Origin of the sequence: Natronosporangium hydrolyticum (genome assembly GCF_016925615.1) — a bacterium.
Taxonomy (GTDB): Bacteria; Actinomycetota; Actinomycetes; order Mycobacteriales; family Micromonosporaceae; genus Natronosporangium; species Natronosporangium hydrolyticum.
This window is the reverse complement of record NZ_CP070499.1, coordinates 3,963,403-3,987,892: the sequence shown is the minus strand read 5'-3', so window position 1 is coordinate 3,987,892 and position 24,490 is coordinate 3,963,403. Positions and strand designations below refer to the sequence as shown.

Here is a 24,490-nt window from a genome sequence, read left to right as displayed (position 1 = left end):
CCTCCTCGGAACGCAAGTATTTGTCACAGCAACAACTGCCCGTGGCGGGTTATTCCCTTCGAGTGGCGGAGCTCCGTCCCTGATCACGCCGCTAGGTAGTCGCCCGGTTGTCGCCGGTAAAGGGGTGATTCGGTGTGCCTACGGCCGATGTCCGCGCTGGGGCTGTGAAGTATGGTGTGACGATCATTGGCGTGTGCGGCCATGATGGTGACACCGATGAGGGGAGCGGCCGGTGCGGATCAGAGGTTACGCCCCTGCTACACCGTGTTGGGCAGAGCTTACCAGTAGCGACCCGGCGGCGTCGATCGCGTTCTACAGTGGGCTTTTCGGCTGGCGGACCACCGAGACCGAGGTCGGTTCCACAGTATTCACTCTGCGTGATCTGGCCGCCGCCGGAATCGTGCCGACGCTGACTGACGGCCAGCCCTCGGCCTGGCTGAGCTACATCTCCACAGAGGAGATAGACGCCACCGTCGAACAGGTCGGCAACGCCGGCGGTACGATCCTGCAACCGGCTACGGAGATCGGCGGCCGCGGCACGATGGCGATGCTCGCCGACCCGGCGGGCGCCACCTTCGGGCTATGGCAGCGCGGGACCTTCGGCGGCGCCCAGGTGGCGACCGAGGCCAACGCGGTCTGCTGGACCGACCTCGCGGTGCGCGACGTGCCCGGGGCGGCGGCCTTCTACGGGAAGGTCTTCGGCTGGCGTGACGAGGAGGGCTCACTGCCCACCGGGTACGACTATCGAGAGTGGTGGGTCAACAACCGGGTGGTAGCCGGCGTCACGATCATCGGCGACGAATGGCCGGCGGAGGTCCCCGCCCACTGGCGCACCACCATCGAGGTCGACGACTGCGCCGCGACCGCCGCCCGCTGCCGCGATCTCGGCGGCCAGGTGGTGCTCGGCCCGATCGACGTGAACGTCGGGACCTACGCGCAGCTGATCGACCCGCTGGGCGCCTCGTTCGGGATCATCTCGCTGATCCCGGACCTCCGCCTCACCCCGTAGCGGCGAGCCGGCGCCGCAGGCCCGCCAGGCACCGCCGAATCCCCCCGGCGGGGGAGGCGAACCCCCCGCGTACGGGAGGTGGGCGGCAGGACATCCGGCGACCGTAGGGGTATGCGTACTTCTGCCCTCCAAACGCCCCAGCCCGCTTCGAACACGCCACCCCCGCCCGAACCGCCGCCGGTAGGCCACCGCCGACTGCGACTGGCGCTCGGCTGGGGCGCGGTCGCGCTACTCGCCGGCCACGCCAGCTACCAAGGCGGCCTCGCTTTCGACCTGATGACCGCCGTGATGTGGGCGGTCAGCGTGGTCACCGACGCCGCCGGGGTCCCGTTCCACCTCGACTGGTTCGGGATGAGCCACCGCCTCGCCGCGGTGGCGCTCGGCGCCGGCATCGCCGTCGCGACCCTGCGGTATCAGCGCCGCAGCCGTGGTGCCTGCCCCCGGTGCGGGCGGCACGGCCACGCCGCCCGTCGTGACCTGACCTGGTTGATCCGGCCGGCGAGCATCGTCGCGGCGGTACCGGCGATCGGCTATCTCGCGCTGAAGCTGCACTGGGGATTCGGCGGCACGCTCGGCCTGAGGGACCCGGCGGTGTTCGCTGGCGTGAAGCCATGGAGCCCCGGCATGGGCGACACCGCGGTGATGGCGTTGATCGGAGTGCTGGTGACCTTCGCGATGGCCTACCAGCGGCCCCGGCTGCCCCGCTGGCTGCTGCTCGCCCCGGCGCTGATCGGCTGCCTGCTGTTGCTGCCCGTCGGCGGCATCAGTACCGGTTACCTGTTGCTGGTGTGGCTCTCCGGGGACCATTCGGCGTTCCACGGCGACCTGGCGGCCTGGGTGGTCATCGCGGTCTACCCGAGCTTCCTGATCTGGGGGGTAGGCCTGGCGGTAGTGACCGTGGGTTTCTATTTCCAGACCCGCCGCTCCTGCCGCCGCTGCGGGCGGGGCTGAGCGATGTGTCACGATCACCGCATGCGGGTGCCGGCAGCACTTCGGCCGCTGATCAGCCGGGCCACCTATCAAGGGTGGGGCTGGCTGATCCTGGGCGGCGCGGTGGTCATGCCGTACATCATGGCCGGCGAGGTGGTGGCGGTCGCGAGTGGGCGCGGCGGCGTCGACGCCGCGGTCACTGTCTTCGCCCCGCAGACCTTCCTGTGGGTGCTGCCGTTCGTGCTGCTGACCGGATTGGTCCTGCCGATCCGCCCGGTGTTGCTGCTGACCGCCCGTAACCTGCTCCGGGCGGAGATCGAGCCGGCCGGGAGAACCGGGCAGGATTGGCGTACCCGGTGGCGTACCGCCGGGTGGTACACGATCCAGCTGGCGGTCGGCGGCCTGCTCAGCGGCGTTACCCTCGCCCTGCTCCCGATGCTGGCGATCCTCATGGTGATGCCGGTGCTGCCAGAGCGGGCGCTGGGTCCCGCCGGCGCGATCGCACCGGAGTGGAGTGCCTGGTGGGGGCCGGCCGTGGCGGTGGTCGCGCTGATTGCGCTGATCTATCTGGTGGCCGGGATGACCGCCGGGCTTCGCCGGCTGGCGCCGGTGCTCCTCGGCCCCAGCGCCACCGAACGGCTCCTCGTGCTGCGGCAGCAGGCCGCCCAGCTCGCCGCCCGCAACCAGCTTGCCCGGGAGTTGCACGACTCGGTCGGACACGCCCTGTCGGTCGTGATGTGGCAGTCGGCGGCGGCGAACCGGCTGCTGGCGCAGGACCCGGCGGCGGTACGCCGGGCGCTCGCGGCGGTGGAGGAGACCGCCCGCCGGGCGCTCGCCGATCTCGACCACGCGTTGGGCGTCCTGCGCGACGATCCGGCCCCGGACCCGGCGGTGTCGCAGCCGTGGGAGCAGCCCTCACCACCCGGGTTGGCGCAGCTACCCGCGCTCTTCGCCGACTGCGGCCTACCGGTCGAGGCCGACCTCCTCGTCGAGGCGGCCGAGTTGCCCGCCGAGCCGTCCCGGGAGGCGTACCGGATCATCCAGGAGTCGCTGACCAACGCGCTCCGCCACGGCGAGCGCTCGACGGTGACGGTTCGGGTCGCCCGTGAGGACGACGAGCTGGTGGTGGCGGTGACCAACCCGGTGGCGGCAGGACAACCGGAGCTGGCCGGTGGCGGGCGGGGCATCACCGGCATGCGCGAACGGGTACTCACGCTCGGCGGTAGCCTGCAGGCTGGACCGGACGGGCCGTGGTGGCGGGTGACGGCCCGGCTGCCGGTTAGGCAGGAGGGAGCGGCGTGACCGAGGCGCAACTGTCGATTGTGATCGCCGACGATGAGGACCTGGTGCGCGCCGGGCTCGCCACCATCATCGACAGCGAGCCGGACCTCACCGTGGTCGGCGAAGCGGCCGACGGCGTCGACGCGGTCGCCCAGGTCCGCCGGGCGCAGCCCGATGTGGCGTTGCTCGACGTCCGGATGCCACGCACCGACGGCATCGAGGCGACCCGGGAGATTCTGCGTTCGATGCCGCGTCCGCCCAAGATTCTCGTAGTCACCACATTCGACAATGACGAGTATGTCTACCGGGCGCTCCGCGCCGGCGCCGACGGCTTCCTGCTCAAGCGCACCAGGCCGGCGGAGCTGGTGGCGGCGGTGCGGCTGGTCGCCCGTACCGAGGCGTTGCTGTTCCCGACCGCGCTGCGGGACCTGGCGAGGCGCCACCGGGCCGGCAACGACGACCGGGTGAGCGGGGCCGGACTGACCGAACGCGAGCTGGAGGTGCTGCGGTTGGTGGCGCGCGGCCTCACCAACGCCGAGATCGCTGCCGAGCTCGTGATCGGGGTGGAGACGGTGAAGACGCATGTGGCGAGCGTGCTGGCGAAGCTGCGGGTGCGGGACCGCACGCAGGCGGTGATCGCCGCCTACGAATCCGGCACGGTATGAGCTGACCGGTTGCCAGCTCAGGAGGGGCGCAGCCGCAGCCCGCGCGGCGTGACCCGGAATCCGGCGGCGGTGAGCGCATCCGCCAGCGGCGAATTGCGGACCGCGCCACCATCGGCGCGCTCCACCGACATGGCACCCAGCGCACCGCCGTGCACCGCGTCAGCGAGCGCCTTCGCCGCCACCGCGAGCGGCTCCGGCTCGGCGGTGTAGGAGAGCAGGGTGCGCCCACCGCGCTCGACGTAGAGGACCAGGTCGGCGCCGACGAGCACCACCAGCGCACCGGCTTTGCGGCCAGCGCGGTGGCCTCGGCCCGAGCTGTCACCACCGGTGGCGTCGTCGGCGGGCCGCTCCGGCCAGGTCAGCGCGGCGCCGTACGGGTTCGCCGGGTCGGTGGCGGCGAGCACCAACGGCTCGGGGCGGCCCCGAGAGCGGGTGCCCACGCCACCGGGGTCGGTGGTGGTCGGGTCGGTGAGCGAGCGCAGCCGGTCGACCGCGCCCGGCACCGCGAACTGCGCCGCCCCCAGACCATCCACAAAGTAGCCACGGCGGGCCGCGCCGCGCTCCTCCATGCCGGCCAACACCGGGTAGACGCCGGCGAAACCGCCCGGCGGCCCCTCCGCGGCGACCGCGCCGCGGGTCACCACGCCGTGCCGCTCCAGCAGCGTCTCGGCGATCGCGGCGGCCCGCCGGGTCGGGTCGGTCTCCCGCGGCGGAGGGCGGTACCACCGGCCGGCGGCGGCCGGCGGCCCAGAACGGCTGCGGGCCGCCCCGCTGACCGCCCGCCGCCAGCTGCCGCGGCCAGCCCCCCGACCGCCGGTGTGGTAGCGGGAGCTGGCGGGGGTGGGGCGTTGCCGGTGCGCACCGGACCCGCCGCTGAGCAGTGCCCGGACCGGCGCCAGCGTGTCGTTGGCCAGCTGGCCCGCCCACACCAGCTCCCACACGACCGCCAGCAGCGCGGCGTCCTCGACCGGCGCCCCGGTGTCGCCCTCCGCCCCGCTCAGCCGGTCGGCCAGCTGCCGGAAGAAGAGCGCCTGCCCGTCCGCCAGCGCCGCCAGCACCGCATCGTGCAGCGGGGTCATGGTCAGCTCCGCGGCCGGCGGTGGCAGCAGCAGCGGGGCGGCGTCGGCGAAGGCGAAGGCGAGCCAGCCGTCGCCGGCGCCGATCGAGCCGGCGCCGGTCCACAGCACCTCGCCGCTGGCGCACAGCTCATCTAGGTAGGACGGACGGTAGTCGGCGACCCGGGCGGGCAGCACCAGCCGTTCCAGCGCCGAGGCCGGGATCGGGGCACCCTGCAGCTGCTCGATCGCCGCCGCCACCGCCGCCACCCCGGTGGCGGAGCCGTCGACCTGCTGCCACCGGGGCAGAAACAGCGCGAGCGTGCGCGGCGGCACCGGCTCGATCTCCCGGCGCAGCGCCGCCAGCGACCGGCGCCGCAGCATCCGCAGCACCCCGGCGTCACACCACTGGGGACCGGCGGCCTCCGGGCTGAACTCGCCCGCCAGCACGGTGCCGGCGGCCGCCAGCCGCCGCAGCGGCGGGTCGACCACCGCCACCCCCAGCCCGAACCGGGCGGCGACATCGACGGTCTGGAACGGGCCACGGGTACGGGCGTACCGGGCGAGCAGATCGGTAAGCGGGTCGTCCAGCGCCGCCAGGTACGCCGAGGGGACCCCCACCGGCAGCGCGACCCCGAGCGCCTGCGCGTACCGGCCGGCGTCCTCGACCACGATCCAGCGGCGCTCGCCAGCGATCCGGACCTCGAGCACCCGCCGGGCGGCGGCCAGCTCCGGCAGCCATTGTGGCGCGACCCCCCGGTCCGCGCACTCGGCCTCGGTAAGGTCACCGAGCACCCGCAGCAGCTCCACAGTGTCTTCCGGGTCGCGGACCCGGGTGTTGCCGGCGGCGGTCGGCGCCAACCACTGCAGCTGTCGCTGGGTCTCGGCGACCACCTGAGGGTCCAGCAGCTCTCGTAGGTCGACCCGCCCCAACAACTCGCCGAGCAGCGTACTGTCCAGCGCCAGCGCGGCGGCCCGCCGCTCGGCCAGTGGCGCGTCGCCCTCATACAGGAAGGCGCCGACATAGCCGAACAGCAGCGAGCGGGCGAACGGCGACGGCTGTGGCGTCGCAACCTCCACCAGCCGGAGCTTCCGGCCGGCGAGCTGGCGCATCAGCTCGACCAGGCCGGCCAGGTCGAAGACATCCCGCAGGCACTCCCGCGCCGCCTCCAGGGTGATCGGGAAGTCGGCGTACTCCCGCGCCACGTCCAGCAGTTGGGCCGCCCGCTGCCGTTGCTGCCACAGCGGTTGCCGGCGGCGCGGGTCCCGCCGGGGCAGCAGTAGCGCCCGGGCGGCGCACTCCCGGAACCGGGACGCGAACAGCGCCGAACCGCCGACCGCCTGCTCGACCAGCTCGCCGATCTCGTCCGGGTCGAACGCGACGAGCTCGGCGCCGGGTGGCTCATCGGCGGTGTCCGGCAACCGGACCACGATGCCGTCATCGGAGGGGAGCACCTGCGCGTCGGTGCCGTACCGCTGCTGCAACCGGTGCCCGATCGCCAGCGCCCACGGCGCGTTCACCTTCGCGCCTAGCACACTATGGACGGTCAATCGCCAGTCGCCCAGCTCGTCCCGGAACCGCTCCACCACCACCGTCCGGTCGTCCGGCAGCGCCCGGGTCGCCTCCCGCTGCTCGGTGAGGTAACGCAGCAGGTTGGTGGCGGCCCACTCGTCCAGCCCAGCGTCGCGTAGCTGCTCGGCGGCGCGCGCCGGCTCCAACCGGGCCAGCTGCCGCAGCTGCGCCCCGATCGCCCGGCCCAGCTCCAGCGGCCGGCCCGGCGCGTCGCCCTTCCAGAACGGCATCCGGGCCGCCTCGCCCGGCGCCGGGGTGACCAGCACCCGGTCCGGAGTGATCTCCTCGATCCGCCACGAGCTGGAGCCCAGCAGGAAGACATCGCCCACCCGGGACTCGTAGACCATCTCCTCGTCCAGCTCACCGACGCGTACCGGCTTCTCGGCACCGGCCAGGAAGACCCCGAACAGGCCGCGGTCGGGGATGGTGCCGGCGCTGGTGACCGCCAGATGCTGGGCGCCGCGCCGGCCACTGAGCTGGTCGGTGTCGCGGTCCCAGGCCAGCCGCGGCCGTAGCTCCGCGAAGGCGGTGGACGGGTAGCGCCCGGAGAGCATGTCCAGCACCGCGTGCAGCGCGGAGTCGGGCAGTTCGGCGTAGGGGGCGGCCCGGCGGACCAGCGCGGCCAGGTCGGTGAGCTGCCAGGTGTCCAGCGCCACCATCGCCACCACCTGCTGCGCGAGCACGTCCAGCGGGTTGCGGGGGTAGTGCAGCTCCTCGATCTGCCCGGCGACCATCCGCTGTGCCACCACCGCACATGAGAGCAGGTCGCCCCGGTGCTTCGGGAAGACCACCCCGGCCGAGACCGCCCCGACCTGGTGACCGGCCCGGCCGATCCGCTGCAGCCCGGCCGCGACCGACGGCGGCGACTCGACCTGCACCACCAGGTCGACCGCGCCCATGTCGATGCCGAGCTCCAGCGAGCTGGTGGCGACCACCGCCGGCAGTTCGCCCGCCTTGAGCGCCTCCTCGATCTGTTTGCGCTCCTCTTTGGAGACACTGCCGTGGTGGGCCCGGGCGGCGACCGCCACGGCGCCGCTGGCGGCACCGGACTGCGCCATCACCTCGGCCGGCACCGACTCCGGTGGCCCGGCGTCGGTCGCCAGCTCGTTGAGGCGGGCGCAGAGCCGCTCCGCGCCGCGGCGGGCGTTGGTGAAGACGATCGTCGACCGGTGCGCCTGGATCAGCTCGAAGACCCGCTGCTCCACCGCCGGCCAGATGGAGCGTTGCCGGGGCCCTTCGTCCGGATCGTCGGTCGCCTCCGCCGCGAGCTCGGTCATGTCCTCGACCGGCACCTGCACGCTGACCTGGAGCGTCTTCGACGATGGCGGTTGCACCACGGTGACCGGTGCGGCGCCGCCGAGGAACCGGGCGATCTCGTCGACCGGCCGGACCGTCGCCGAGAGGCCGATCCGTTGCGCCGGCCGGGGGAGGAGCGCATCCAGCCGCTCCAGCGACAGCGCCAGATGCGCGCCGCGCTTGCCGCCGGCGACGGCGTGCACCTCGTCGATGATCACTGTCTCGACTCCCCGGAGGGACTCCCGGGCGGCGGAAGTGAGCAGCAGAAAGAGCGACTCCGGGGTGGTGATCAGGATGTCCGGCGGCCGGCGGGCGAAGCCTCGCCGCTGGTCGGCGGGCGTGTCCCCGGTGCGCATGCCGACGCTGACCGCTGGTTCGGGCTCGCCGAGCCGGGCGGCGGCGTGCCGGATCCCGGTCAGCGGGGCCTGCAGGTTGCGCTCGACGTCGACCGCGAGCGCCTTCAGCGGGCTGACGTAGAGCACCCGGCATCGGTGTTGCGGATCGGCCGGCGGCGGTGCGCTGGCGAGCCGGTCGAGCGACCACAGGAACGCCGCCAGGGTCTTGCCGGAGCCGGTGGGCGCGACCACCAACGCGTGCCGGCCGGCGCTGATCGCCTCCCAGGCGCCGGCCTGAGCCGCGGTCGGCTCGGCGAACGCGGCGGTGAACCACTCGCGCGTCGCTGGACTGAACTTCCCGAGCACCACCCCACCATGGTGCCTCGGCCCCCCGACCGAATCGGGTTGACCATGGGGTACGGGGCTGGGAAACCCGCCGATCCGGTACCTAGGTCCATGATCGGCCGAGGTTTACGCCGGTCCGCTGAGCAGCGGCGGCGGCAGCACTACCCCGGGCGCCGGTTCGGGTCGGCCGAGGGTGGTGGACACCGGCACGACTCCGGCCCAGTGCGGCAGGTCCAGGTCAGCCTCGTCGTCGACGACCCCACCGGTGCGGGCGCGCAGCGACGCCTCGGCCAGCGGCAACCCGAGTACGGCGGTGGCGGCGAGTTCGGCGTCGGTCGGTGGCCGGCTGTCCTGGCTGCGGCCGGTGGCGATCCGTTCCAGCAGCGCGTCGAGGACTCGCCGCTTGGTGGCCGGGTCGGCCACGAGCCGGGCGGTGCCGTGCGCGACCACCGAACGGTAGTTGGCGCTGTGGTGAACCTGGCTGCGGGCGAGAATCAGCGCGTCCAGGTGGGTAATAGCGACGCTGACCGGCAGCCCGTCGCCGCGGGCGGCGAGCATCAGATAGCTGCCGGTCGAACCGTGCAGATACAGCGTCTCGCCGACCCGGATGTGCAGGGTGGGAAGCAGCCGCGGCTCGCCGTCGACGACGAAGGCGAGGTGGCAGTGGTACGCCTCGTCAATCACCGCGTGAATGGCGGCTCGGTCGTAGCTCATCCGGTCGCGGGCCCGGGTGGCGGTGGAACGGTCGGTGCGGGGGTAGGCGGTGGCTGGCATCCGGGGTCCCTCCTCGGTTGAATTTTTGTAGTAGTACAATCCTTAAACTGTGGCAGAACAATATCACCCCACTGGTCGCACCGCCGCCGAGATTGCGGCCAGCATCGAGGCCGGAGTACGCGACGGCGCGCTCGCCAGCGGCGCGAGCCTGCCGCCGGTCCGCGGACTCGCGGCCGACCTCGGCGTGAGCCCGGCGACCGTCGCCGCCGCCTACCGGAGCCTGCGGCAGCGCGGCGTGGTCGAGACCGCCGGCCGGCACGGCACCCGGGTCCGCCCGCGCCCCCCGGTGGTCGGCGACCGGGCGGCCCGCCGGCTCCCGGTGCCGCCCGGCGCCTGGGACCTCTCCTCGGGCGGACCGGACGGGCGGCTGCTGCCCGACCTGTCCGGCCCATTGAGCCGGCTGGCCGCCCGGCCCGGCCCGGCCGGCTCGTACCCGGAGGCGGGCACCGTGCCGGAGCTGGCCGACCTGGCCCGGCAGCGACTCGCCGCGGACGGGGTGCCGTTGACCGGCGCCGACCTGATCATCACGGGTGGGGCGCTGGACGGCATCGAACGGCTGCTCACCGCCCATCTCAACGCCGGCGACCGGGTGGCGGTCGAAGACCCCGGCTGGGCCAACCTGCTCGACCTGGTCGCCGCCCTCGGGCTGGTAGCGGTGCCGCTGCCGATGGACAACCACGGCCCGACCGGGCCGGGACTGCAGCGGGCACTGGCCGCCGGCGCGCGGGCGGTAATCGTCACCACCCGCGCACACAACCCGACCGGGGTCGCGGTGACCCAGGATCGGGCGGCCGAACTTCGCCCGCTGCTCGCGAACCACCCGGAGGTGTTGCTGGTCGAGGATGACCACGCCGCGGAGCTCGCGGGAGTGCCGCTGCACCCGTTGGCCGGGGCGGCGCCCCGGTGGGCGTTCGTCCGGTCAACCTCCAAACCGTACGGTCCGGACCTGCGGCTGGCGGTGGTCGCCGGCGATGCGGCGACGGTCGGCCGGGTCGCCGGCCGGATCCGGGCCGGGGCTGGCTGGGTCTCCACTGTGCTGCAACGATTGGTGGTGGAGCTGTGGCGAGACCCGGATGTGGCGCAGCTGATCGCCGGCGCGGAGCAGACCTACCGTCGCCGCCGCGAAGCCCTGTGCCGGGCGCTGACCGAACACGGGCTGGCCGGGCACGGCGACACCGGCATCAACGTCTGGGCGCCGGTGACCGACGAGACCCGGACCGTGACCGCGCTCCGGGAGGCCGGGTACGCGGTGGCGCCGGGGGCGCTGTTTCGGCAGGCCGCCGGCCCAGGCATCCGGATCACCGTCAGCTCGCTGCCGGAGGCGCAGATCCCGGCGCTGGCCCGCGCGGTCGCGGCGGCCGAGGAGCGCACCGTGGGGAGGGGCCACAGTGTCTGAACCGGCCGGCAGGGGTAAAAAGACACGGTGAACGCTGACCAGAACGACACGGGTGACATGGCCGGGGCGCAGCAGTTCGTACCGGCGGCGGCGGACATCGCCGGACTACGGGCAGCCGCCGCCGACTGCCGCGGCTGCGACCTGTTCCGGGACACCACTCAGACCGTCTTCGGGCGCGGCGACGAGTCGGCTCGGATCGTGCTGGTCGGGGAGCAGCCGGGGGATGTGGAGGACCGCAAGGGGTTGCCGTTCGTCGGTCCGGCCGGGCATCTGTTGCGCCGGGCGGTCGACGACGCCGGGCTGCACCCCGGTGAGCTCTACATCACCAACGCGGTGAAGCATTTCAAACATCGGGCCACCGGTCCGGGCAAGCGTCGCATCCACCAGACCCCGACCCGGGTCGAGGTCCAGGCCTGCCGGCCGTGGCTGGTCGCCGAGTTCTCCCGGCTGCGCCCGGCCGCGGTGGTGGCGCTCGGCGCGACCGCGGCGCAGGCGCTGCTCGGCCCCGACTTCCGGATCACCCGGTCCCGCGGGAAGGTGTTCGACTGGCCGGCCAGCGCCGAGGTCCCGGCGGAGTTCCCGGCGCACGACCATGCCTTTGTGGTGGCGACGGCGCACCCGTCGGCGGTGCTGCGGGCCGACAACCGGGAGATCGCCTACGCCGCGCTCGTCGACGATCTGCGGGTGGTGAAGCGGGAACTCGACCTGGCGTAAGTCGCGTGCACACCTTTGGCATGAGTGATCTGGTCGTAGATCGGAACTTGAGCCGGCAGCGTCCCTGCGTGAGACTCGGCGGGTGGACATCACAACGGCAGAGCGTCGCCTGCACGACCGCGGTCGGTTGGCCTTCGCCGCTGCCGCGTCGGCGGGACTGCCAGGGTACTTTCGTGCCTTCGAGGTCAATGGCCTGCTCGGGTTGCTAACCACCTCACCGGGTCTGGAGTTTCTCAACTCGGTGTCGGGGGTCACCGAAGATTCTCTCGACGCGGTGCCCGACGTCCTGGCGGCCTTCGCATCAGCCGGCGCACCGTCACCGGTGCTGACCGTCGTTGAGCCGACGGCGGCGCTGGGCGAACAGCTTCGTCGGTTGGGTTTCGTGCCCTCGGGTCCACGGCCGGCCGCGGTTGCCGACCTGTCCGCACGCCACGGTGGGACCATGCGCGGCGGCGGTGAGCTTCGGGTCAGTGAAGCAAAGGGCAACGACGAACTGCAGCTCTTCCTCGATATCCTCACGGCCGGCTACGCCGCCCCTGCCTCACTCACCAAATACCTGGTGATCGAGCACTCCGCCGCTGAACTGCGACGATTCCTTGCGTGGCAGGGGGACGAGCCGGTGGCTGCCGCGGCCATGTCGCTGCACGGCGATGTGGCGGTGCTCGGCGGGGCCGCGACGCTACCCGCCGCGCGCGGTACGGGCGCGCAGCTCGCACTGCTGCACCATCGACTCCACCGTGCGGCCCATGCCGGATACACCGCCGCCACGGCGAGCGCTGCCCCAGACTCGCCAAGTTTTCGCAACCTCATCCGGGCAGGTTTTGCCAGCTGGTCCCGAGTTGGCTGGCGCAGCCTACCGGCCGAGCGGGTACGGGCCAACTGATCTCGTCCTCGCAGCTCCCGGAATCGATCTGTCCAGGATCTAGGATGGTCTCGATGACCGTTCCCGAAACGCGACCCGATGACATCCCCACCGACGCAGCTCGGGTCAACGAGGCCCTGCGGCTACTCTCCGGCGAGCCGATCGGCCTCGATGTCACCGCCAAACGGCTCAGCCGCGGCAGCGGTGTCTACGCCTTCTGGGCTGATCCGTCGATCCTTCCCGACCTCCCCGGGCCGCCGAATAAGTCCGTCCCGTCGCTACGGCTGCTGTACCTCGGAAAGGCGACCAGCCTGCGGGGCCGGATCCTGCGCAACCATCTGCGGCGTTCGGGCAGCTCGACGCTGCGCCGTACATTGGCCGGACTGCTTGTCTCCGAGGGTTACCGGACGACCTGGACCGACCGGGTTGTCCTGGTCGCCGAGGATGAGGCGCGCCTGACCGCCTGGATGTCCGCGCACCTGCGCCTGACCTGGGCGGAGGACGCGGAGCCGGCGACTATCGAGGCCGAACTTGTCCGGCGTGTGCACCCGCCGTTGAACGTGCACGGCGTAGATCCCGAGCACATCCAGGCGGCCGTGGTCGCCGCCAAGAACTCGTACAACGCCAGCAGCCACCCCGTCGAGCCTTCGCGGACGCCGTAACCGGTTGCCTGCCCCGCCGGGCGCAGCCGCTACTACATGGCGCACCACCCGGCCGGAGGCGCTTGACCTCAACTCGGGTTGAAGTTGCAGGGTTCAGCGGTGATCGCCACCCCTCTGCTCACCACTGAATCCCGAACGCCGGCATGAGCGCGCTCGGTCGCCGCTACTGGCTGGTATGGAGCGCCGCCATACAATCCAATCTGGCCGACGGGATCTTCCTGATTGCGTTGCCACTACTCGCGGCCCGCTATACCGACTCGCCAGCGCTGATCGCCGGGGTAGCCCTCGCCGGCCGCCTGCCGTGGTTGCTGTTCGCGTTACACGCGGGTGCCTTGGTGGATCGCATCGACCGCCGGTCGACCATGCGGAACGTCAACCTAGTGCGGAGCGTGACGCTCGGGGTGCTCGGCGTCGCCGTGTTTACCGGCGCCGTGACGCTTCCGCTGCTGTTCGCGGTCGCCTTCGTCCTCGGCGTGGCGGAGACCTTGTTCGACACCTCGGCGCAGTCGCTCGTTCCTCGCCTGGTCGCCCCGGACCAGTTGCAGCGGGCCAACGGCCGCCTCTACGCCGGGGAGGTCACGGCCAACGGGTTCGCCGGGCCGTCCCTGGGCGGTCTCCTCGCTGGCCTGTCGGTCGCGGTCGCGTTCGCGGTCAGCGGCCTCGCCTACGCGGGTGCCGCGGCGGCGCTGTCGCTGGTGAAAGGCCGGTTCCGGCCGTACCGTGAGCGACGGACCGGGCTGCACCGAGACATCCGCGAGGGTTTGTCCTATCTGGCTGGTCACCGGGTGCTCCGGACCCTGGCGGTCGTCGGTGGCCTGACCAACATGGCCTGGTTCGCCTGGCAATCGGTGCTGGTGCTGTACGCCGTCGACCCCGGCCCGATGGGCCTGAGCGAGTTCGGCTACGGCCTACTGCTGACGGCCGGTGCCGCCGGCAGCGTCCTTGGATCCTTCTTCGTTGACCGGATGACGAGGCTCTTCGGGCGTGCCCGGCTGCTGCAGCTGTGCCTGGTCGGGTGGGCGGTGTGGCTGGGCGGGCCGGCGCTGTCGACCAACCCCTGGTTGGTCGGAGCGCTGGTGGTCGTGGGATCGGCGGCCGGGATGTGGTGGAACATCATCTCGGTCTCCTACCGGCAGCGGGTGGTGCCGGACGCGATGCTGGGCCGGGTGAACGCGGCGTACCGGTTATTTGCCTGGGGGGCGATGCCGGTGGGTGCGGCGCTCGGCGGTCTGCTCGGTGAGCTGTTCGGGCTCCGGGCCTTGTTCTCCGTCACCGCGCTGGGGACACTGGTGCTGGTGGTGCCGCTGCGTCTGATCGTCACCGAACGGTCGCTCCAGAACTGAGCGACCGTCGCGACGCCAGGCCGAGCCCGCGCCGGCGGCAAAACGCTAGCAGCGGGGGTAGAATGCTTGCATGGGGTCGATTCACGTACGCGACGTCTCGGACGAGACCCTGCTGACGCTCAAGTTGAGAGCCACCCGGTCCGGCCAGTCCCTGCAGGCGTTCATCCGGCAATTGCTTGATCAGGAAGCGGTGACGCTGACCACGGAGGAAGCGGCTCACCAAGCGCGGGCCATCGCTGCCCGGTCGTCGGTGACCGCCGACGATGTGGCGGCGGTGATCGCGGAGATGCGTGAGCGGCCGGTGTGATCGTCCTTGACACGTCGGCGCTGGTCGAGTTCCTGGTAGGGGCAGATCAACTCGCCGAGGTGGTCCGATCCGTCGCCGCCGGTGAGGTGCTTGCCGCGCCCCACGCGGCCGACCTTGAGATCGCTTCGGCCCTTCGCGGGTTGGTCCACGAAAACAAGCTTCCTGCGAATGAGGCTCAGCGAGCCCTGGAGCTTTTTGCGGCCATGGGCGTACGGCGATATGAGCATCTCTCGCTGTTCCCGCGGATCTGGGAACTGCGACACAACATGTGGCCATACGACGCCGCCTACGTGGCGCTCGCCGAGTCGCTCAAGGTCACACTGGTCACGGTAGACGTGAAATTCGTCGGCGCTCCCGGGATGAGGTGCCCACTGCGGAACCTGAGAGAGGCATAGCGCAGTGCTGACCGAGTCACCTGGGCCCTGGACAACCGATGCCCCTCCGTGCCCGCCGCAAGCAGCTCGGCTTGAGGAAGATCGCCGAAACCGCCGGGGCGCGTCGGTGGCTGGGAACTAGTGGCTGAGACTGGAGTAGCGAGCATTGCCATCGGTCCAGCGGCACTGATAAATTCGCAACCATTGTCCCGTTCAATCATCGGGAGGTTGCCGTGTCCGCTACCAGCCAATTGTCCAGTCCGGTGCGCAGCTACCCGTTCAACCCGCCCGACCGGTTGCGGCTGGACCCGCTCTACGCCGAGCTGCGCCGCAGCGAACCGCTGGCCCGGGTGCGGTTGCCGTTCGGGGAGCAGGCATGGCTGGCGACCCGGCATCAGGACGTGAAGGTTGTCCTCGGCGACGCCCGGTTCAGTCGGGCAGCGGTGCTGGGGCGCGACGAGCCGCGGGTCACCCCGCAACCATCCGCGCCGGGGTTGCTGGCGATGGATCCGCCAGAGCACAGCCGGCTGCGCGGGCTGGTCGCCCGGGCGTTCACCGCCCGCCGGGTGGCGGAGCTGCGCCCGCGTACCCGGGAGATCGCCGACACCCTGCTGGACCGGATGGTCGAGACCGGGCCACCCGCGGATCTGGTGGCGGCGTTCGCCGACCCGCTGCCGACCACCGTGATCTCTGAGCTGCTGGGTGTCCCGGAGCCGGACCGGGCCCAGTTCGGCCGCTGGACCGAGGCGATCGTCTCCACCACCTCGCTGACGCCGGAGCAGATCCAGGAATATATCGGCAACATGCACGCCTACATCGCCGAGCTGGTCGCGCAGAAGCGGCAGCAGCCGACCGATGACCTGCTCAGCGCGATGATCCAGGCCCGGGACGAACGCAGCGACCGGCTCACCGAGCAGGAGATGGTGGAGCTCGCCGCCGGCCTGCTCGCCGCTGGGCAGGAGACCACGATCACCCAGATCCCTAACTTCGTCTATGTCCTGCTGACCCACCCCGAGCGGTGGCGGCAGCTGTGTGCCGACCCCACCCTGGTGCCGGCCGCCGTCGAGGAGCTGTTGCGGTTCGTCCCGCTCGGTGTCACCGCGGCCTTCCCCCGGTACGCCACCGAGGATGTCGAGCTCGGCGGGGTGCTGGTGCGCGCGGGGGAGCCGGTGTTGGCGGCGCTCCACTCCGCCAACCGGGACCAGGAGGTCTATGACCGTCCAGATGAGATCGACTTTTCCCGGGAGGGGCCGTCGCACTTCGGGTTCGGCCACGGCGCACATCACTGCCTGGGCGCGCAGTTGGCGAGGCTAGAGCTCCAGGCGGCCCTGGAGGCGCTGGTCCGCCGGGTGCCCGAGCTGCGGTTCGCGGTCCCGGAGGGGGAGCTGTCGTGGAAGTCGGGGATGCTGGTGCGCGGCCTGCGGTCGTTGCCGGTGGCGTGGTGAGGGGGCGGTCGTGACCGACTGGCGGATCAGCGTCGACCCGCAGCGCTGCCTCGGCTCGGGGTCGTGCGCCGCCGCTGCCCCGGGCCACTTCAGCCTGGTCGGCGACCGGGCGACCGCCACCGGGACCCTGGTCGCACCGGACGACGCGGTGATCGAGGCGGCGGAGCTGTGCCCGGTGGAGGCGATCCAGGTCCACGACGCGGGCACCGGTGACCAGCTCGCACCGCCCCCCGACAACAACGGGTAGTTGCCAGCCACCTGGTGGGCGCTTCCAGCTATGTAGCCACGCCAGCTAGATAGCGGTATCATCTAGTGATGGCAGCTGCGGAGGAGCGGCGCGCCCAGTGGTTGCGCGGCGCGCTGGATCTCTGTGTGCTCGCCGCGCTGGTGGACCGGGAGCGTTATGGCTACGAGCTGAGTCAGCGGCTGGCGGCGGCCGGGCTCGGCCAGGTCAAGGGCGGCACCCTCTACCCACTGCTGGCGCGGCTGGAAACGGCCGGGCTGGTGACCTCCCGATGGCAGCCAGGTGAGCAAGGGCCCGGCCGGAAGTACTACCGATTGACCGCGGCGGGGCAGGAGCAGTTGGCGACCCAGGCTGCCGCCTGGAGTGACTTCGCCGGCAGCGTCGGCGCGCTGTTGGGCTCGACGGGAGAGTTCGATGGACCATGACGAGTACCTTCGCGAGCTGCGGCACCGGTTACGGTTTCGGGGCGCGTCCCGGAAGCGGGTCGACGACATCGTCGGCGAGGTGGACAGTCATCTCCGGGACTCCGGTGAGGACCCGGTGGCGGCATTCGGCCTACCCGACAAGTACGCCGCCAGTCTGTTGCACAGCTGGTGGCACTCGGTGCGGTTCATGCTGGCGGTCATAGCGCTGACGCTTGCTGGCGCGATCGTGGCTAACGCCGCCCCGGCCGTTGCGGACGGGTTCGGCCCGGCGCTCGCCGGTGACCGTCCGCCGATCGAGCTGTCCGGGCGGCAGCTCCTGCACCTGCTGCCGTTCCTGCTGATCGCTGGCGTGACGCAGCTGCCGGTGGCACATTCGCGGCTGTCCCAGAGGGGTCGGCTGGGCGCCGGGATCGTCACCGGGGTCGGCGGTGGTGTCGTCGTAGTCCTGTTGGGGGATCGGGGGCTCGCCCCCGCGCTGGTGCTGACCATCTCCCCGACGGTCGCACTGGCGGCGGTCGTAGGCTTGGTGAGCGCGGGAGCGCTGCTGATGCTCGAACCCCAGTTGCGGCGGTGGTTGCCGCGCGCCGGCGGCTCGGAGCGCCGCCGCGAGCCAGCCGGATGAGCGAGAGAGACACGGGGCCTGGACGTGGGTGCTGATTTACCGGAGGCCGATCGCGAACAGGTCGAGCGGGCAGCCGAGGTGCTGCGCGCCGGCGGGCTGGTCGGGTTCCCCACCGAGACCGTCTATGGGCTAGGCGCCGATGCCGAGAACCCTGCCGCGGTCGCGCGGATCTTCGAGGCGAAGGGGCGGCCGACCAACCACCCGTTGATCGTGCACCTCGGCCACCCGGAGCAGCTGGCGGATTGGGCGCAGCAACCGTCACCGGCCGCCGTACGGCTGGCGGAGCAGTTCTGGCCGGGGCCGCTGACCCTGGTCCTGCGGCGCCACCCCCGCGTGCCGCTGGCGGTCACCGGCGGGCTGGCGACGGTCGGGGTACGGGTGCCGGCCCATCCGGTGGCGCGTTCGCTGCTGGCGGTCTTCGGTGGAGGGATCGCGGCGCCGTCAGCGAACCGGTTCGGCTCGGTCAGCCCCACCACGGCCGGCCACGTCCGCGACGAGTTGGGCGACGCCGTCGACTTCGTACTCGACGGGGGCCCGTGCCGGGTGGGCGTGGAGTCGACCATCGTCGATGTTAGCGGGGGCGCGCCGGCCATCCTGCGGCCCGGTGGCGTGTCCCACGAGGACCTCGAACGGGTGCTGGGGCACTCGGTGCCGGCGCCGACCGCGAGCACCGTCCGGGTGCCGGGGCAGCACCCGTCCCACTACTCTCCGCGGGCGAGCGTGGTCCTGGTCGCGCCCGACCAGGTCGTCGCCGAGGCCCGGCGCCTGCGGGCACAGGGCCGCCGGGTGGGGGTGCTCCTGCCGGGCACCGCCGCGGCGGACCCGGCGGACATGGCGGAGGTGGTGATCACCGTCCCGGAGTCGTCGGCCGAGTACGCCCACCACCTCTACGAGTTCCTGCGCAGCTTCGACCGGCGCGGCTGCGAGGTGGTGGTGGCCTCGCTGCCGGAGCCGGGCGGCATCGGTCAGGCGCTGCGGGACCGGCTCCGCCGCGCCGCCGGCTCACCGGACGCTCCCGGATCCGGCTGACGGACCGGTTACGCCGGTGGCGAAACCTCCACCCGGCCCGGCCAGGGAGCCGTTATGGTGACCCGTATCCACGAAAGGAGCCGCGATGCCGGGACGGGTAACCACTGGGAGCCTGCCCGCGCGCCCGCGGGAGCGGACACCAGCTCCCAGACCGCTGCTGCGCAGCGTCCTCGGTTGGCAGCTGCGCCGGACCCGGCAGGAGCAGGAGCGGACTTTGGCCGAGGTGGCGGCGGCGGCGCGGGTCTCGATGGCGTATCTCTCCGAGGTGGAGCGCGGACGCAAGGAGGCCTCCTCTGAGGTGCTGGCGGCGGTCTGCGATGCGCTGGATGTCGATCTCGCAGATCTGCTGACTGAGGTCGGCCGTGGTCTCGCCACCGCCCGCAACACCCACGTCGCGGGCGAGTCCCAGGCTCGCCTCGGTGCGACCCCGCAGGCCCGGCTGGGCGCGGGCCGCTCCGGCACCGTGGTGCGGCTGGACGACTTCCGCGGCCGGCGCGCCCGGCAGGTCCCGCTGCCCCGGGGCCGGCGGTTGCGCGGCCCGGGCGAAGTGGAACTGCTGCGGGCCGCCTAGCCGAAGCCCGTGGCAGCGGCCGCGACCAACTGGGGTTCGCCGCGGTCTGCCAGCTTGCGGCTGGGAATGATGTGATCTGCTAATCCATAGTCGACCGCCTGCCGGGCGCCGAGAGTCATACTCCGGTCGGTGTCGCTTCTGATCTTGTCCACCGGGTGGCCGGTGTGGCGGCTGAGGATCTCATCCATCTCTGAGCGCACCCGCTTCACCTCCTCGGCCTCCACGGCGAGGTCGGGCAGCGTGCCCCGAGCCTGGCTGAACGGCTGGTGTAGGACCACTTTGGCGTGCGGGAGCACCGACCGTTTACCCGGGGTGCCGGCGGCGAGTAGCACCGCCCCGGCGGACGCCGCCCGTCCCATGCAGATGGTGGCGATGTCCGGCCGGACGAACTGCATGGTGTCGTAGATCGCGTTCAGGGCGCTGAAGGTGCCGCCGGGGGAGTTGATGTAGAGCCCGATCTCCCGGTCCGGGCTGGTGAACTCCAGGTGGAGCAGCTGCGCCATCACCACGTTGGCGACGCCGTCGTCGATCTCGGTGCCGATGAAGATAATCCGCTCGGAGAGCAGGTGAGAGTAGACGTCGTACGCGCGTTCGCCGGCGGGGGTCTTCTCGATGACCGTGGGGATCGGGTACTGGCCCATGGCTACAGCCCCATCGCCGGTCGGGTGTTCACCGGGCGCACGTCATCGACCCGGTCGACGACTTGGTCGATGAGTCCGTAGCCGAGCGCTTCCTCGGCGCTGAACCAGCGGTCGCGCTGACTGTCGTGCTCGATCCGCTCCACCGGCTGCCCGGTGTGGTGCGCGATCAGCCGGGTCATCACGGTGCTGGTCCGCTCCAGCTGGGCGGCGTAGATCTCGATGTCCGCCGCGGAGCCGCCGAAGCCGGCCGAGCCCTGGTGCATCAGCACCTGTGCGTGCGGCAGGCTGAACCGCTTCCCAGCCGTCCCCGCGCAGAGCAGAAACTGCCCCATGCTGGCGGCGAACCCCATCGCCAACGTGCTGACATCGTTGGGGATCAACCGCATGGTGTCGTAGATGGCCAGGCCGGCGCTGACCGAGCCGCCCGGCGAGTTGATGTAGAGGCTGATGTCGGTGCGGCGGTCCTCCGCGGAGAGCAGGAGCAGCTGGGCGCAGAGCCGGTTGGCGACCTGGTCGTCGACCTCGCTGCCCAGCACGATGATCCGCTGCTGGAGCAGCCGGGTGGCCAGCAGCGCATCCAGGTTGCCCGAGCCCACCGAGGGCTCCACGAGTGTGGTCGGCAATGGTCCTCCCAGGTTGGTTCCGGTGTCCCGACCGATAGTGGTCGCCGGTCCGGCGCTGGGAAAGTGGACTCTGCCGGTGGCAGAACTCCTTCGCCGTCAGCAGATTTCAGGGCGCCGGCGGTGGGTAGCGGTACGAACGCTCAACCTGGGCAATGTGGACGCTGAACATGTCGTACCAGCGCCGGCGGCCGGTCTCCTGTATCGGCAGATGGGCGGCGTGTGTCCGCCAGGCCTCGATCGATGCTCGGTCGCGCCAGTAGGAGACGGTGATACCCAGCCCGTCGGCGCCCCGCGCCGAGTCGACGCCGAGGAATCCGGGCTGCTCGGTGGCGAGCGCCAGCATCCGTTTCGCCGCGGCTGCGTAGGCCTCGTGGTCGTCGTCGTGCCGAACCGAGGTGAAGATGACCGCGTAGTACGGCGGCTCATAGGGCGGGACCGGTGTGGCCACGGACACGTGGGGTCTCCTTCCGGCGTGGCGGTGGTAGCGCCAGGATAGAGGGCCTGTCCGTCACTTCAGGGAGCGCTCGTGGAGAACCCGACCGTCGCCTCGGCCACACCGTCACCGGCCCGGGTCGCCACCGTTCAGCGACGCACGCTCGGGCTGCTCTTCACCACCCAGACTCTCGGCGGGGTCGGGGTGGCGATCGGCCTTTCGGTGGGGGCGCTGCTGGCGGTGGAGCTGGCCGGGGTGGGCGTCTCGGGGCTCGCCACCAGCGCGGCGGTGGTGGGGGCGGCGCTGCTGGCGGTGCCGGTCACCTGGGTGATGCGACAGTACGGTCGACGCCCGGGTCTGGCGGCGGCGTACCTGGTGGCCGCGGTGGGCGGGGCGGCGGTCGTCGTCGCCGCGGTGATCGGGGCGCCGTTGTTGTTGTTCGTCGGGTTGTTCCTGTTCGGGGGCGGCACCACCGCCGGGAACCTGGCCCGTTACACCGCCGTCGATCTGGCGCCGCCGGCCCACCGGGGCCGGCACCTGTCGTTGGTGGTGTGGGCGACCACGGTGGGGGCGGTGGCTGGGCCGAATCTGGCGCCCGCCGCGGGGCGGCTCCTCGACGGGTACGGCATCCCCACCCTCGCCGCGCCGTTTCTCTTCTCGGCGGTGCTCTTCGGGTTGGCGGCGCTGGTCCTGCTGGCGCTGTTGCGGCCGGATCCGTTGCAGCTGGCCCGGCGAATGCACGGCGAACCGCCGAGCCCAGCCGGCAAGGTGGGCGTGCGGCCGGCGTGGGCGGCGGTGGTGGCGCAGCCGGCGGCGCGGTTGGGGGTCGCCGCGATGGCGGTGGGCCATCTGGTGATGGTCGCGGTGATGGCGATGACGCCGGTGCACATCCTCGACGCTGGCCACGACGACGCGCACACCTTGCGGATCGTGGGGGTGGTGCTGAGCGTGCACATCGCCGGGATGTTCGCCTTCGCGCCGGTGACCGGTTGGCTCACCGACCGGTACGGGCGGCGGCGGGTGATTCTGGGCGGGATCGGGGTGTTGCTGGCAGCCTGTGCGGTGGCCGGCACCGCCGGGCATCATTCGGCGCAGTTGACGGTCGGGTTGTTCCTGCTGGGGCTGGGCTGGTCCGGCACGATGGTGGCGGGCTCGACGCTGCTCAGCGAGTCGGTGGGCGACGATCTCCGCCCGTCTGCGCAGGGCCTCTCCGACCTGGTGATGGGCCTGGCCGGCGCCGCGGGTGGGGCGCTCTCCGGGCTGGTAGTGGCCTGGGCGGGCTACCCCACGCTGGCGCTGTTGGCGGCGATCGCCGCGGTGCCGTCGCTGGCGCTGGCGCTGCGCCCGGTGCGTGAGAGGCTGTACGGGTGAGGGTGAGCGATTTCTGGCACCGTTTGGAGCAGGTCTTCGGCCCCGGTTACGCGGCGAGCGTGGCCAGTGATCAGGTGTTGTCGCAGCTCGGCGGCCGGACCATCACCGAGGCGCTGGGCGCCGGGGTGGCGGCCGGCGAGGTGTGGCGGGCGGTGGTGGCGGCCTATCCCGATCGGGTGCCCTCGAAGCTTCGCTGAGTGACCCGACTCCTGCTCGCTGGTCGGCGCGTCGCCGCGCTATCGTACGCACGTTCGGCTATTGTCCACAGGTCGGCCCATCCACGGTCGGCCCATCCACAGGCTGCGGCCGGTTGCCTGTCGTTTGTCGGACCAACCGCTTACGGTGTCCGGGTGGCGAAGAAACCGAAGAGTGATCAGAGTGGGGCAGGAGCGGGGACGATGGCAGCAGTGCCCGACAAGGAAAAGGCGTTAGAGCTCGCGCTCGCGCAGATCGACAAGCAGTATGGCAAGGGCTCGGTCATGCGACTGGGTGAGCGACCGGTGGTCGAGATGGCGGTGATCCCGACCGGGTCGATCGCGCTCGACGTGGCGCTCGGCGTCGGTGGCCTGCCCCGTGGCCGGGTGGTCGAGATCTACGGTCCGGAGGCCGGCGGTAAGACCACGCTGGCGCTCCACGCGGTGGCGAGCGCCCAGCGTTCCGGGGGTAACGCCGCGTTCATCGACGCGGAGCACGCTCTCGACCCTGATTATGCGAAGGCGATCGGGGTGGACACCGACTCGTTGCTGGTTTCCCAGCCCGACACCGGTGAGCAGGCGCTGGAGATCGCCGACATGCTGATCCGTTCCGGGGCGTTGGACGTGATCGTGATCGACTCGGTCGCGGCGCTGGTGCCGCGGGCCGAGATCGAGGGCGAGATGGGAGACAGCCACGTCGGGTTGCAGGCCCGGTTGATGAGCCAGGCGCTGCGCAAGCTCACCGGGGCGTTGAACAACTCCGGCACCACCGCGATCTTCATCAACCAGCTCCGGGAGAAGGTCGGCGTCATGTTCGGGTCGCCGGAGACCACCTCTGGTGGCCGGGCGTTGAAGTTCTACGCTTCGGTACGGCTGGATGTGCGGCGGATCGAGAGCCTGAAGGACGGCACCGACGTCGTCGGCAACCGGACCCGGGTCAAGGTTGTGAAAAATAAGGTCTCCGCGCCGTTCAAGCAGGCGGAGATGGATATTCTCTACGGTCGCGGGATCTCTCGCGAAGGCTCGCTGATCGATGTCGGGGTGGAGCAGTCGATCATCCGGAAGTCCGGCGCCTGGTATACCTACGACGGCGACCAGCTCGGGCAGGGCAAGGAAAATGCCCGGAAGTTCCTGGCGGAGAATCCAGACGTCGCCGCGGAGATCGAGAAGCGGATCCTGGAGAAGCTCGGCGTCGGCAAGGTCGCGGACGAGACGGGTGGCCAGCCGTTGCCGCCGGTCGACTTCTGATCCGGTGACCGGGAAGCGTCGCGGGCGCACGGGGCGTGGCTGGGATGCGGCGCCGCCCCGTGCCCGGCGTCCTCGCGCGGCTGCGGAGCAGCAGCCGTCGTCGACTGATCCGCCGGAGGTCCGTGATCCGCCGGAGGTCCGTGATCCGGCGGAGCGGGCCCGGGAGATCTGCCTCCGCCAGCTGGCGGTGCGACCCCGCACCCGGGCCGAGCTGGCTCAGACGCTGCAGCGCCAGGGCATCCCGGACGAGGTCGCGTCGGAGGTGCTGGCGCGGTATAGCGAGGTCGGCATGATCGACGACGCCGCCTTCGCTCGAGCCTGGGTGAGTAGCCGCCATCACAGCCGTGGCCTAGCCAGTCGGGCGCTCGGGCAGGAGCTACGGCGGCGCGGGGTCGACTCCGAGACGGCTGGTGAGGCGTTGGCGGAGCTGGACTCCGAAACCGAGCTGGCGACGGCGCGGGAGTTGGTGGCGCGCAAGCTTCGCACCGCCCGCGGCGAGCCGCAGGCGTTGCTGCGGCGGCTGGTCGGGATGCTTGCCCGCAAGGGCTACCCTCCCGGTTTGGCGTTCCGGGTGGTGAAAGAGGCGCTCGCCGCCGACGAGCGGACCGCGGAGGTGGCCGACCACCTCGACCCCGACGCGTGGGCAGCCGACGTCGGTGACCCGCATGAGAGCGTCGATCGGGAGCCGGAGACCCCGGCGTAGTAGGTGCCCGTCACCGGGGT

General features: G+C 71.7%; 26 protein-coding genes. 21 read left to right on the top strand and 5 right to left on the bottom strand.

Annotated features, from left to right (window positions below; all coding sequences use genetic code 11):
* The first annotated feature begins 232 nt into the window (after nucleotides 1-232).
* The 4 genes from JQS43_RS17860 (at nucleotide 233) to JQS43_RS17845 (ending at nucleotide 3,885) form a co-directional block, all read left to right on the top strand.
* Nucleotides 233-1,009 (top strand): VOC family protein, encoded by a 777-nt coding sequence (locus tag JQS43_RS17860; protein WP_239675536.1) that lies wholly within the window; start codon nucleotides 233-235, stop codon nucleotides 1,007-1,009.
* Between the two features lie 111 nt (nucleotides 1,010-1,120).
* Nucleotides 1,121-1,960, top strand: coding sequence for a hypothetical protein (locus tag JQS43_RS17855; protein ID WP_239675535.1), 840 nt, complete (start codon nucleotides 1,121-1,123; stop codon nucleotides 1,958-1,960).
* A gap of 21 nt (nucleotides 1,961-1,981) precedes the next feature.
* Entirely contained in the window at nucleotides 1,982-3,241 is a 1,260-nt protein-coding gene (locus tag JQS43_RS17850; protein WP_239675534.1) for a sensor histidine kinase, read from the top strand.
* Complete coding sequence (locus JQS43_RS17845; RefSeq protein ID WP_239675533.1) at nucleotides 3,238-3,885, top strand: response regulator transcription factor; 648 nt, start codon at nucleotides 3,238-3,240, stop codon at nucleotides 3,883-3,885. The genes JQS43_RS17850 and JQS43_RS17845 overlap by 4 nt, the downstream gene beginning before the upstream one ends.
* 17 nt (nucleotides 3,886-3,902) lie before the next feature.
* Here the strand turns inward: JQS43_RS17845 and JQS43_RS17840 are convergent, their stop codons facing one another.
* Nucleotides 3,903-8,510: an ATP-dependent helicase gene (locus tag JQS43_RS17840; RefSeq protein WP_239679480.1), complete on the bottom strand. Its 4,608-nt coding sequence runs from the start codon at nucleotides 8,508-8,510 to the stop codon at nucleotides 3,903-3,905.
* Between the two features lie 105 nt (nucleotides 8,511-8,615).
* Nucleotides 8,616-9,263, bottom strand: coding sequence for a pyridoxamine 5'-phosphate oxidase family protein (locus JQS43_RS17835; RefSeq protein ID WP_338037126.1), 648 nt, complete (start codon nucleotides 9,261-9,263; stop codon nucleotides 8,616-8,618).
* Between the two features lie 49 nt (nucleotides 9,264-9,312).
* Here JQS43_RS17835 and JQS43_RS17830 point away from each other — a divergent pair, with 49 nt between their 5' ends.
* The 13 genes from JQS43_RS17830 (at nucleotide 9,313) to JQS43_RS17770 (ending at nucleotide 19,257) form a co-directional block, all read left to right on the top strand.
* On the top strand, nucleotides 9,313-10,659 hold the full coding sequence (locus tag JQS43_RS17830) for an aminotransferase class I/II-fold pyridoxal phosphate-dependent enzyme (RefSeq protein WP_239675532.1): 1,347 nt from the start codon (nucleotides 9,313-9,315) through the stop codon (nucleotides 10,657-10,659).
* 57 nt (nucleotides 10,660-10,716) lie between these two features.
* Nucleotides 10,717-11,373, top strand: coding sequence for a UdgX family uracil-DNA binding protein (locus tag JQS43_RS17825; protein ID WP_239679479.1), 657 nt, complete (start codon nucleotides 10,717-10,719; stop codon nucleotides 11,371-11,373).
* Between the two features lie 82 nt (nucleotides 11,374-11,455).
* Entirely contained in the window at nucleotides 11,456-12,256 is an 801-nt protein-coding gene (locus tag JQS43_RS17820) for a GNAT family N-acetyltransferase (protein ID WP_239675531.1), read from the top strand.
* A 53-nt stretch (nucleotides 12,257-12,309) separates the two neighbouring features.
* Nucleotides 12,310-12,897, top strand: coding sequence for a GIY-YIG nuclease family protein (locus JQS43_RS17815; RefSeq protein ID WP_239675530.1), 588 nt, complete (start codon nucleotides 12,310-12,312; stop codon nucleotides 12,895-12,897).
* 143 nt (nucleotides 12,898-13,040) lie between these two features.
* Complete coding sequence (locus JQS43_RS17810) at nucleotides 13,041-14,240, top strand: MFS transporter (protein WP_239675529.1); 1,200 nt, start codon at nucleotides 13,041-13,043, stop codon at nucleotides 14,238-14,240.
* Between the two features lie 70 nt (nucleotides 14,241-14,310).
* Nucleotides 14,311-14,547 (top strand): FitA-like ribbon-helix-helix domain-containing protein, encoded by a 237-nt coding sequence (locus JQS43_RS17805; RefSeq protein ID WP_239675528.1) that lies wholly within the window; start codon nucleotides 14,311-14,313, stop codon nucleotides 14,545-14,547.
* Nucleotides 14,544-14,942, top strand: a complete 399-nt coding sequence (locus tag JQS43_RS17800; protein WP_239675527.1) for a type II toxin-antitoxin system VapC family toxin — start codon at nucleotides 14,544-14,546, stop codon at nucleotides 14,940-14,942. The genes JQS43_RS17805 and JQS43_RS17800 overlap by 4 nt, the downstream gene beginning before the upstream one ends.
* A gap of 212 nt (nucleotides 14,943-15,154) precedes the next feature.
* Nucleotides 15,155-16,366, top strand: coding sequence for a cytochrome P450 (locus JQS43_RS17795; protein WP_239675526.1), 1,212 nt, complete (start codon nucleotides 15,155-15,157; stop codon nucleotides 16,364-16,366).
* Between the two features lie 10 nt (nucleotides 16,367-16,376).
* Nucleotides 16,377-16,613, top strand: coding sequence for a ferredoxin (locus tag JQS43_RS17790; RefSeq protein ID WP_239675525.1), 237 nt, complete (start codon nucleotides 16,377-16,379; stop codon nucleotides 16,611-16,613).
* A gap of 68 nt (nucleotides 16,614-16,681) precedes the next feature.
* Nucleotides 16,682-17,035, top strand: a complete 354-nt coding sequence (locus JQS43_RS17785) for a PadR family transcriptional regulator (RefSeq protein WP_239675524.1) — start codon at nucleotides 16,682-16,684, stop codon at nucleotides 17,033-17,035.
* Nucleotides 17,025-17,657, top strand: coding sequence for an HAAS signaling domain-containing protein (locus JQS43_RS17780; protein WP_239675523.1), 633 nt, complete (start codon nucleotides 17,025-17,027; stop codon nucleotides 17,655-17,657). The genes JQS43_RS17785 and JQS43_RS17780 overlap by 11 nt, the downstream gene beginning before the upstream one ends.
* Before the next feature lie 24 nt (nucleotides 17,658-17,681).
* Complete coding sequence (locus tag JQS43_RS17775; protein ID WP_239675522.1) at nucleotides 17,682-18,686, top strand: L-threonylcarbamoyladenylate synthase; 1,005 nt, start codon at nucleotides 17,682-17,684, stop codon at nucleotides 18,684-18,686.
* 85 nt (nucleotides 18,687-18,771) lie between these two features.
* Complete coding sequence (locus JQS43_RS17770) at nucleotides 18,772-19,257, top strand: helix-turn-helix domain-containing protein (RefSeq protein ID WP_239675521.1); 486 nt, start codon at nucleotides 18,772-18,774, stop codon at nucleotides 19,255-19,257.
* Here JQS43_RS17770 and JQS43_RS17765 read toward each other — a convergent pair.
* From JQS43_RS17765 to JQS43_RS17755, 3 genes are all read right to left on the bottom strand, one after another.
* Nucleotides 19,254-19,898, bottom strand: coding sequence for a ClpP family protease (locus tag JQS43_RS17765; RefSeq protein ID WP_239675520.1), 645 nt, complete (start codon nucleotides 19,896-19,898; stop codon nucleotides 19,254-19,256). The genes JQS43_RS17770 and JQS43_RS17765 overlap by 4 nt on opposite strands.
* 2 nt (nucleotides 19,899-19,900) lie before the next feature.
* On the bottom strand, nucleotides 19,901-20,521 hold the full coding sequence (locus JQS43_RS17760; protein WP_275580916.1) for a ClpP family protease: 621 nt from the start codon (nucleotides 20,519-20,521) through the stop codon (nucleotides 19,901-19,903).
* Between the two features lie 106 nt (nucleotides 20,522-20,627).
* Nucleotides 20,628-20,975: an antibiotic biosynthesis monooxygenase family protein gene (locus JQS43_RS17755; RefSeq protein ID WP_239675519.1), complete on the bottom strand. Its 348-nt coding sequence runs from the start codon at nucleotides 20,973-20,975 to the stop codon at nucleotides 20,628-20,630.
* 72 nt (nucleotides 20,976-21,047) lie between these two features.
* Between JQS43_RS17755 and JQS43_RS17750 the strand changes: the two genes are divergently transcribed.
* The 4 genes from JQS43_RS17750 (at nucleotide 21,048) to JQS43_RS17735 (ending at nucleotide 24,470) form a co-directional block, all read left to right on the top strand.
* Nucleotides 21,048-22,325: an MFS transporter gene (locus tag JQS43_RS17750; RefSeq protein ID WP_239675518.1), complete on the top strand. Its 1,278-nt coding sequence runs from the start codon at nucleotides 21,048-21,050 to the stop codon at nucleotides 22,323-22,325.
* Nucleotides 22,322-22,522, top strand: a complete 201-nt coding sequence (locus JQS43_RS17745) for a DUF3046 domain-containing protein (RefSeq protein ID WP_239675517.1) — start codon at nucleotides 22,322-22,324, stop codon at nucleotides 22,520-22,522. Before JQS43_RS17750 ends, JQS43_RS17745 begins: the two co-directional genes overlap by 4 nt.
* 201 nt (nucleotides 22,523-22,723) lie before the next feature.
* Entirely contained in the window at nucleotides 22,724-23,767 is a 1,044-nt protein-coding gene (gene recA / locus JQS43_RS17740) for a recombinase RecA (RefSeq protein WP_239675516.1), read from the top strand.
* Between the two features lie 4 nt (nucleotides 23,768-23,771).
* Complete coding sequence (locus JQS43_RS17735) at nucleotides 23,772-24,470, top strand: regulatory protein RecX (protein ID WP_239675515.1); 699 nt, start codon at nucleotides 23,772-23,774, stop codon at nucleotides 24,468-24,470.
* Nucleotides 24,471-24,490 lie beyond the last annotated feature (20 nt).

Coding starts and splice junctions, on each gene's coding strand:
- JQS43_RS17825 (WP_239679479.1), top strand. CDS start 10,717: ATGGCCGGGGCGCAGCAGTTCGTACCGGCGGCGGCGGACATCGCCGGA.
- JQS43_RS17780 (WP_239675523.1), top strand. CDS start 17,025: ATGGACCATGACGAGTACCTTCGCGAGCTGCGGCACCGGTTACGGTTT.
- JQS43_RS17785 (WP_239675524.1), top strand. CDS start 16,682: ATGGCAGCTGCGGAGGAGCGGCGCGCCCAGTGGTTGCGCGGCGCGCTG.
- JQS43_RS17765 (WP_239675520.1), bottom strand. CDS start 19,898: ATGGGCCAGTACCCGATCCCCACGGTCATCGAGAAGACCCCCGCCGGC.
- JQS43_RS17850 (WP_239675534.1), top strand. CDS start 1,982: ATGCGGGTGCCGGCAGCACTTCGGCCGCTGATCAGCCGGGCCACCTAT.
- JQS43_RS17855 (WP_239675535.1), top strand. CDS start 1,121: ATGCGTACTTCTGCCCTCCAAACGCCCCAGCCCGCTTCGAACACGCCA.
- JQS43_RS17770 (WP_239675521.1), top strand. CDS start 18,772: ATGCCGGGACGGGTAACCACTGGGAGCCTGCCCGCGCGCCCGCGGGAG.
- JQS43_RS17810 (WP_239675529.1), top strand. CDS start 13,041: ATGAGCGCGCTCGGTCGCCGCTACTGGCTGGTATGGAGCGCCGCCATA.
- JQS43_RS17815 (WP_239675530.1), top strand. CDS start 12,310: ATGACCGTTCCCGAAACGCGACCCGATGACATCCCCACCGACGCAGCT.
- recA (WP_239675516.1), top strand. CDS start 22,724: ATGGCAGCAGTGCCCGACAAGGAAAAGGCGTTAGAGCTCGCGCTCGCG.
- JQS43_RS17835 (WP_338037126.1), bottom strand. CDS start 9,263: ATGCCAGCCACCGCCTACCCCCGCACCGACCGTTCCACCGCCACCCGG.
- JQS43_RS17805 (WP_239675528.1), top strand. CDS start 14,311: ATGGGGTCGATTCACGTACGCGACGTCTCGGACGAGACCCTGCTGACG.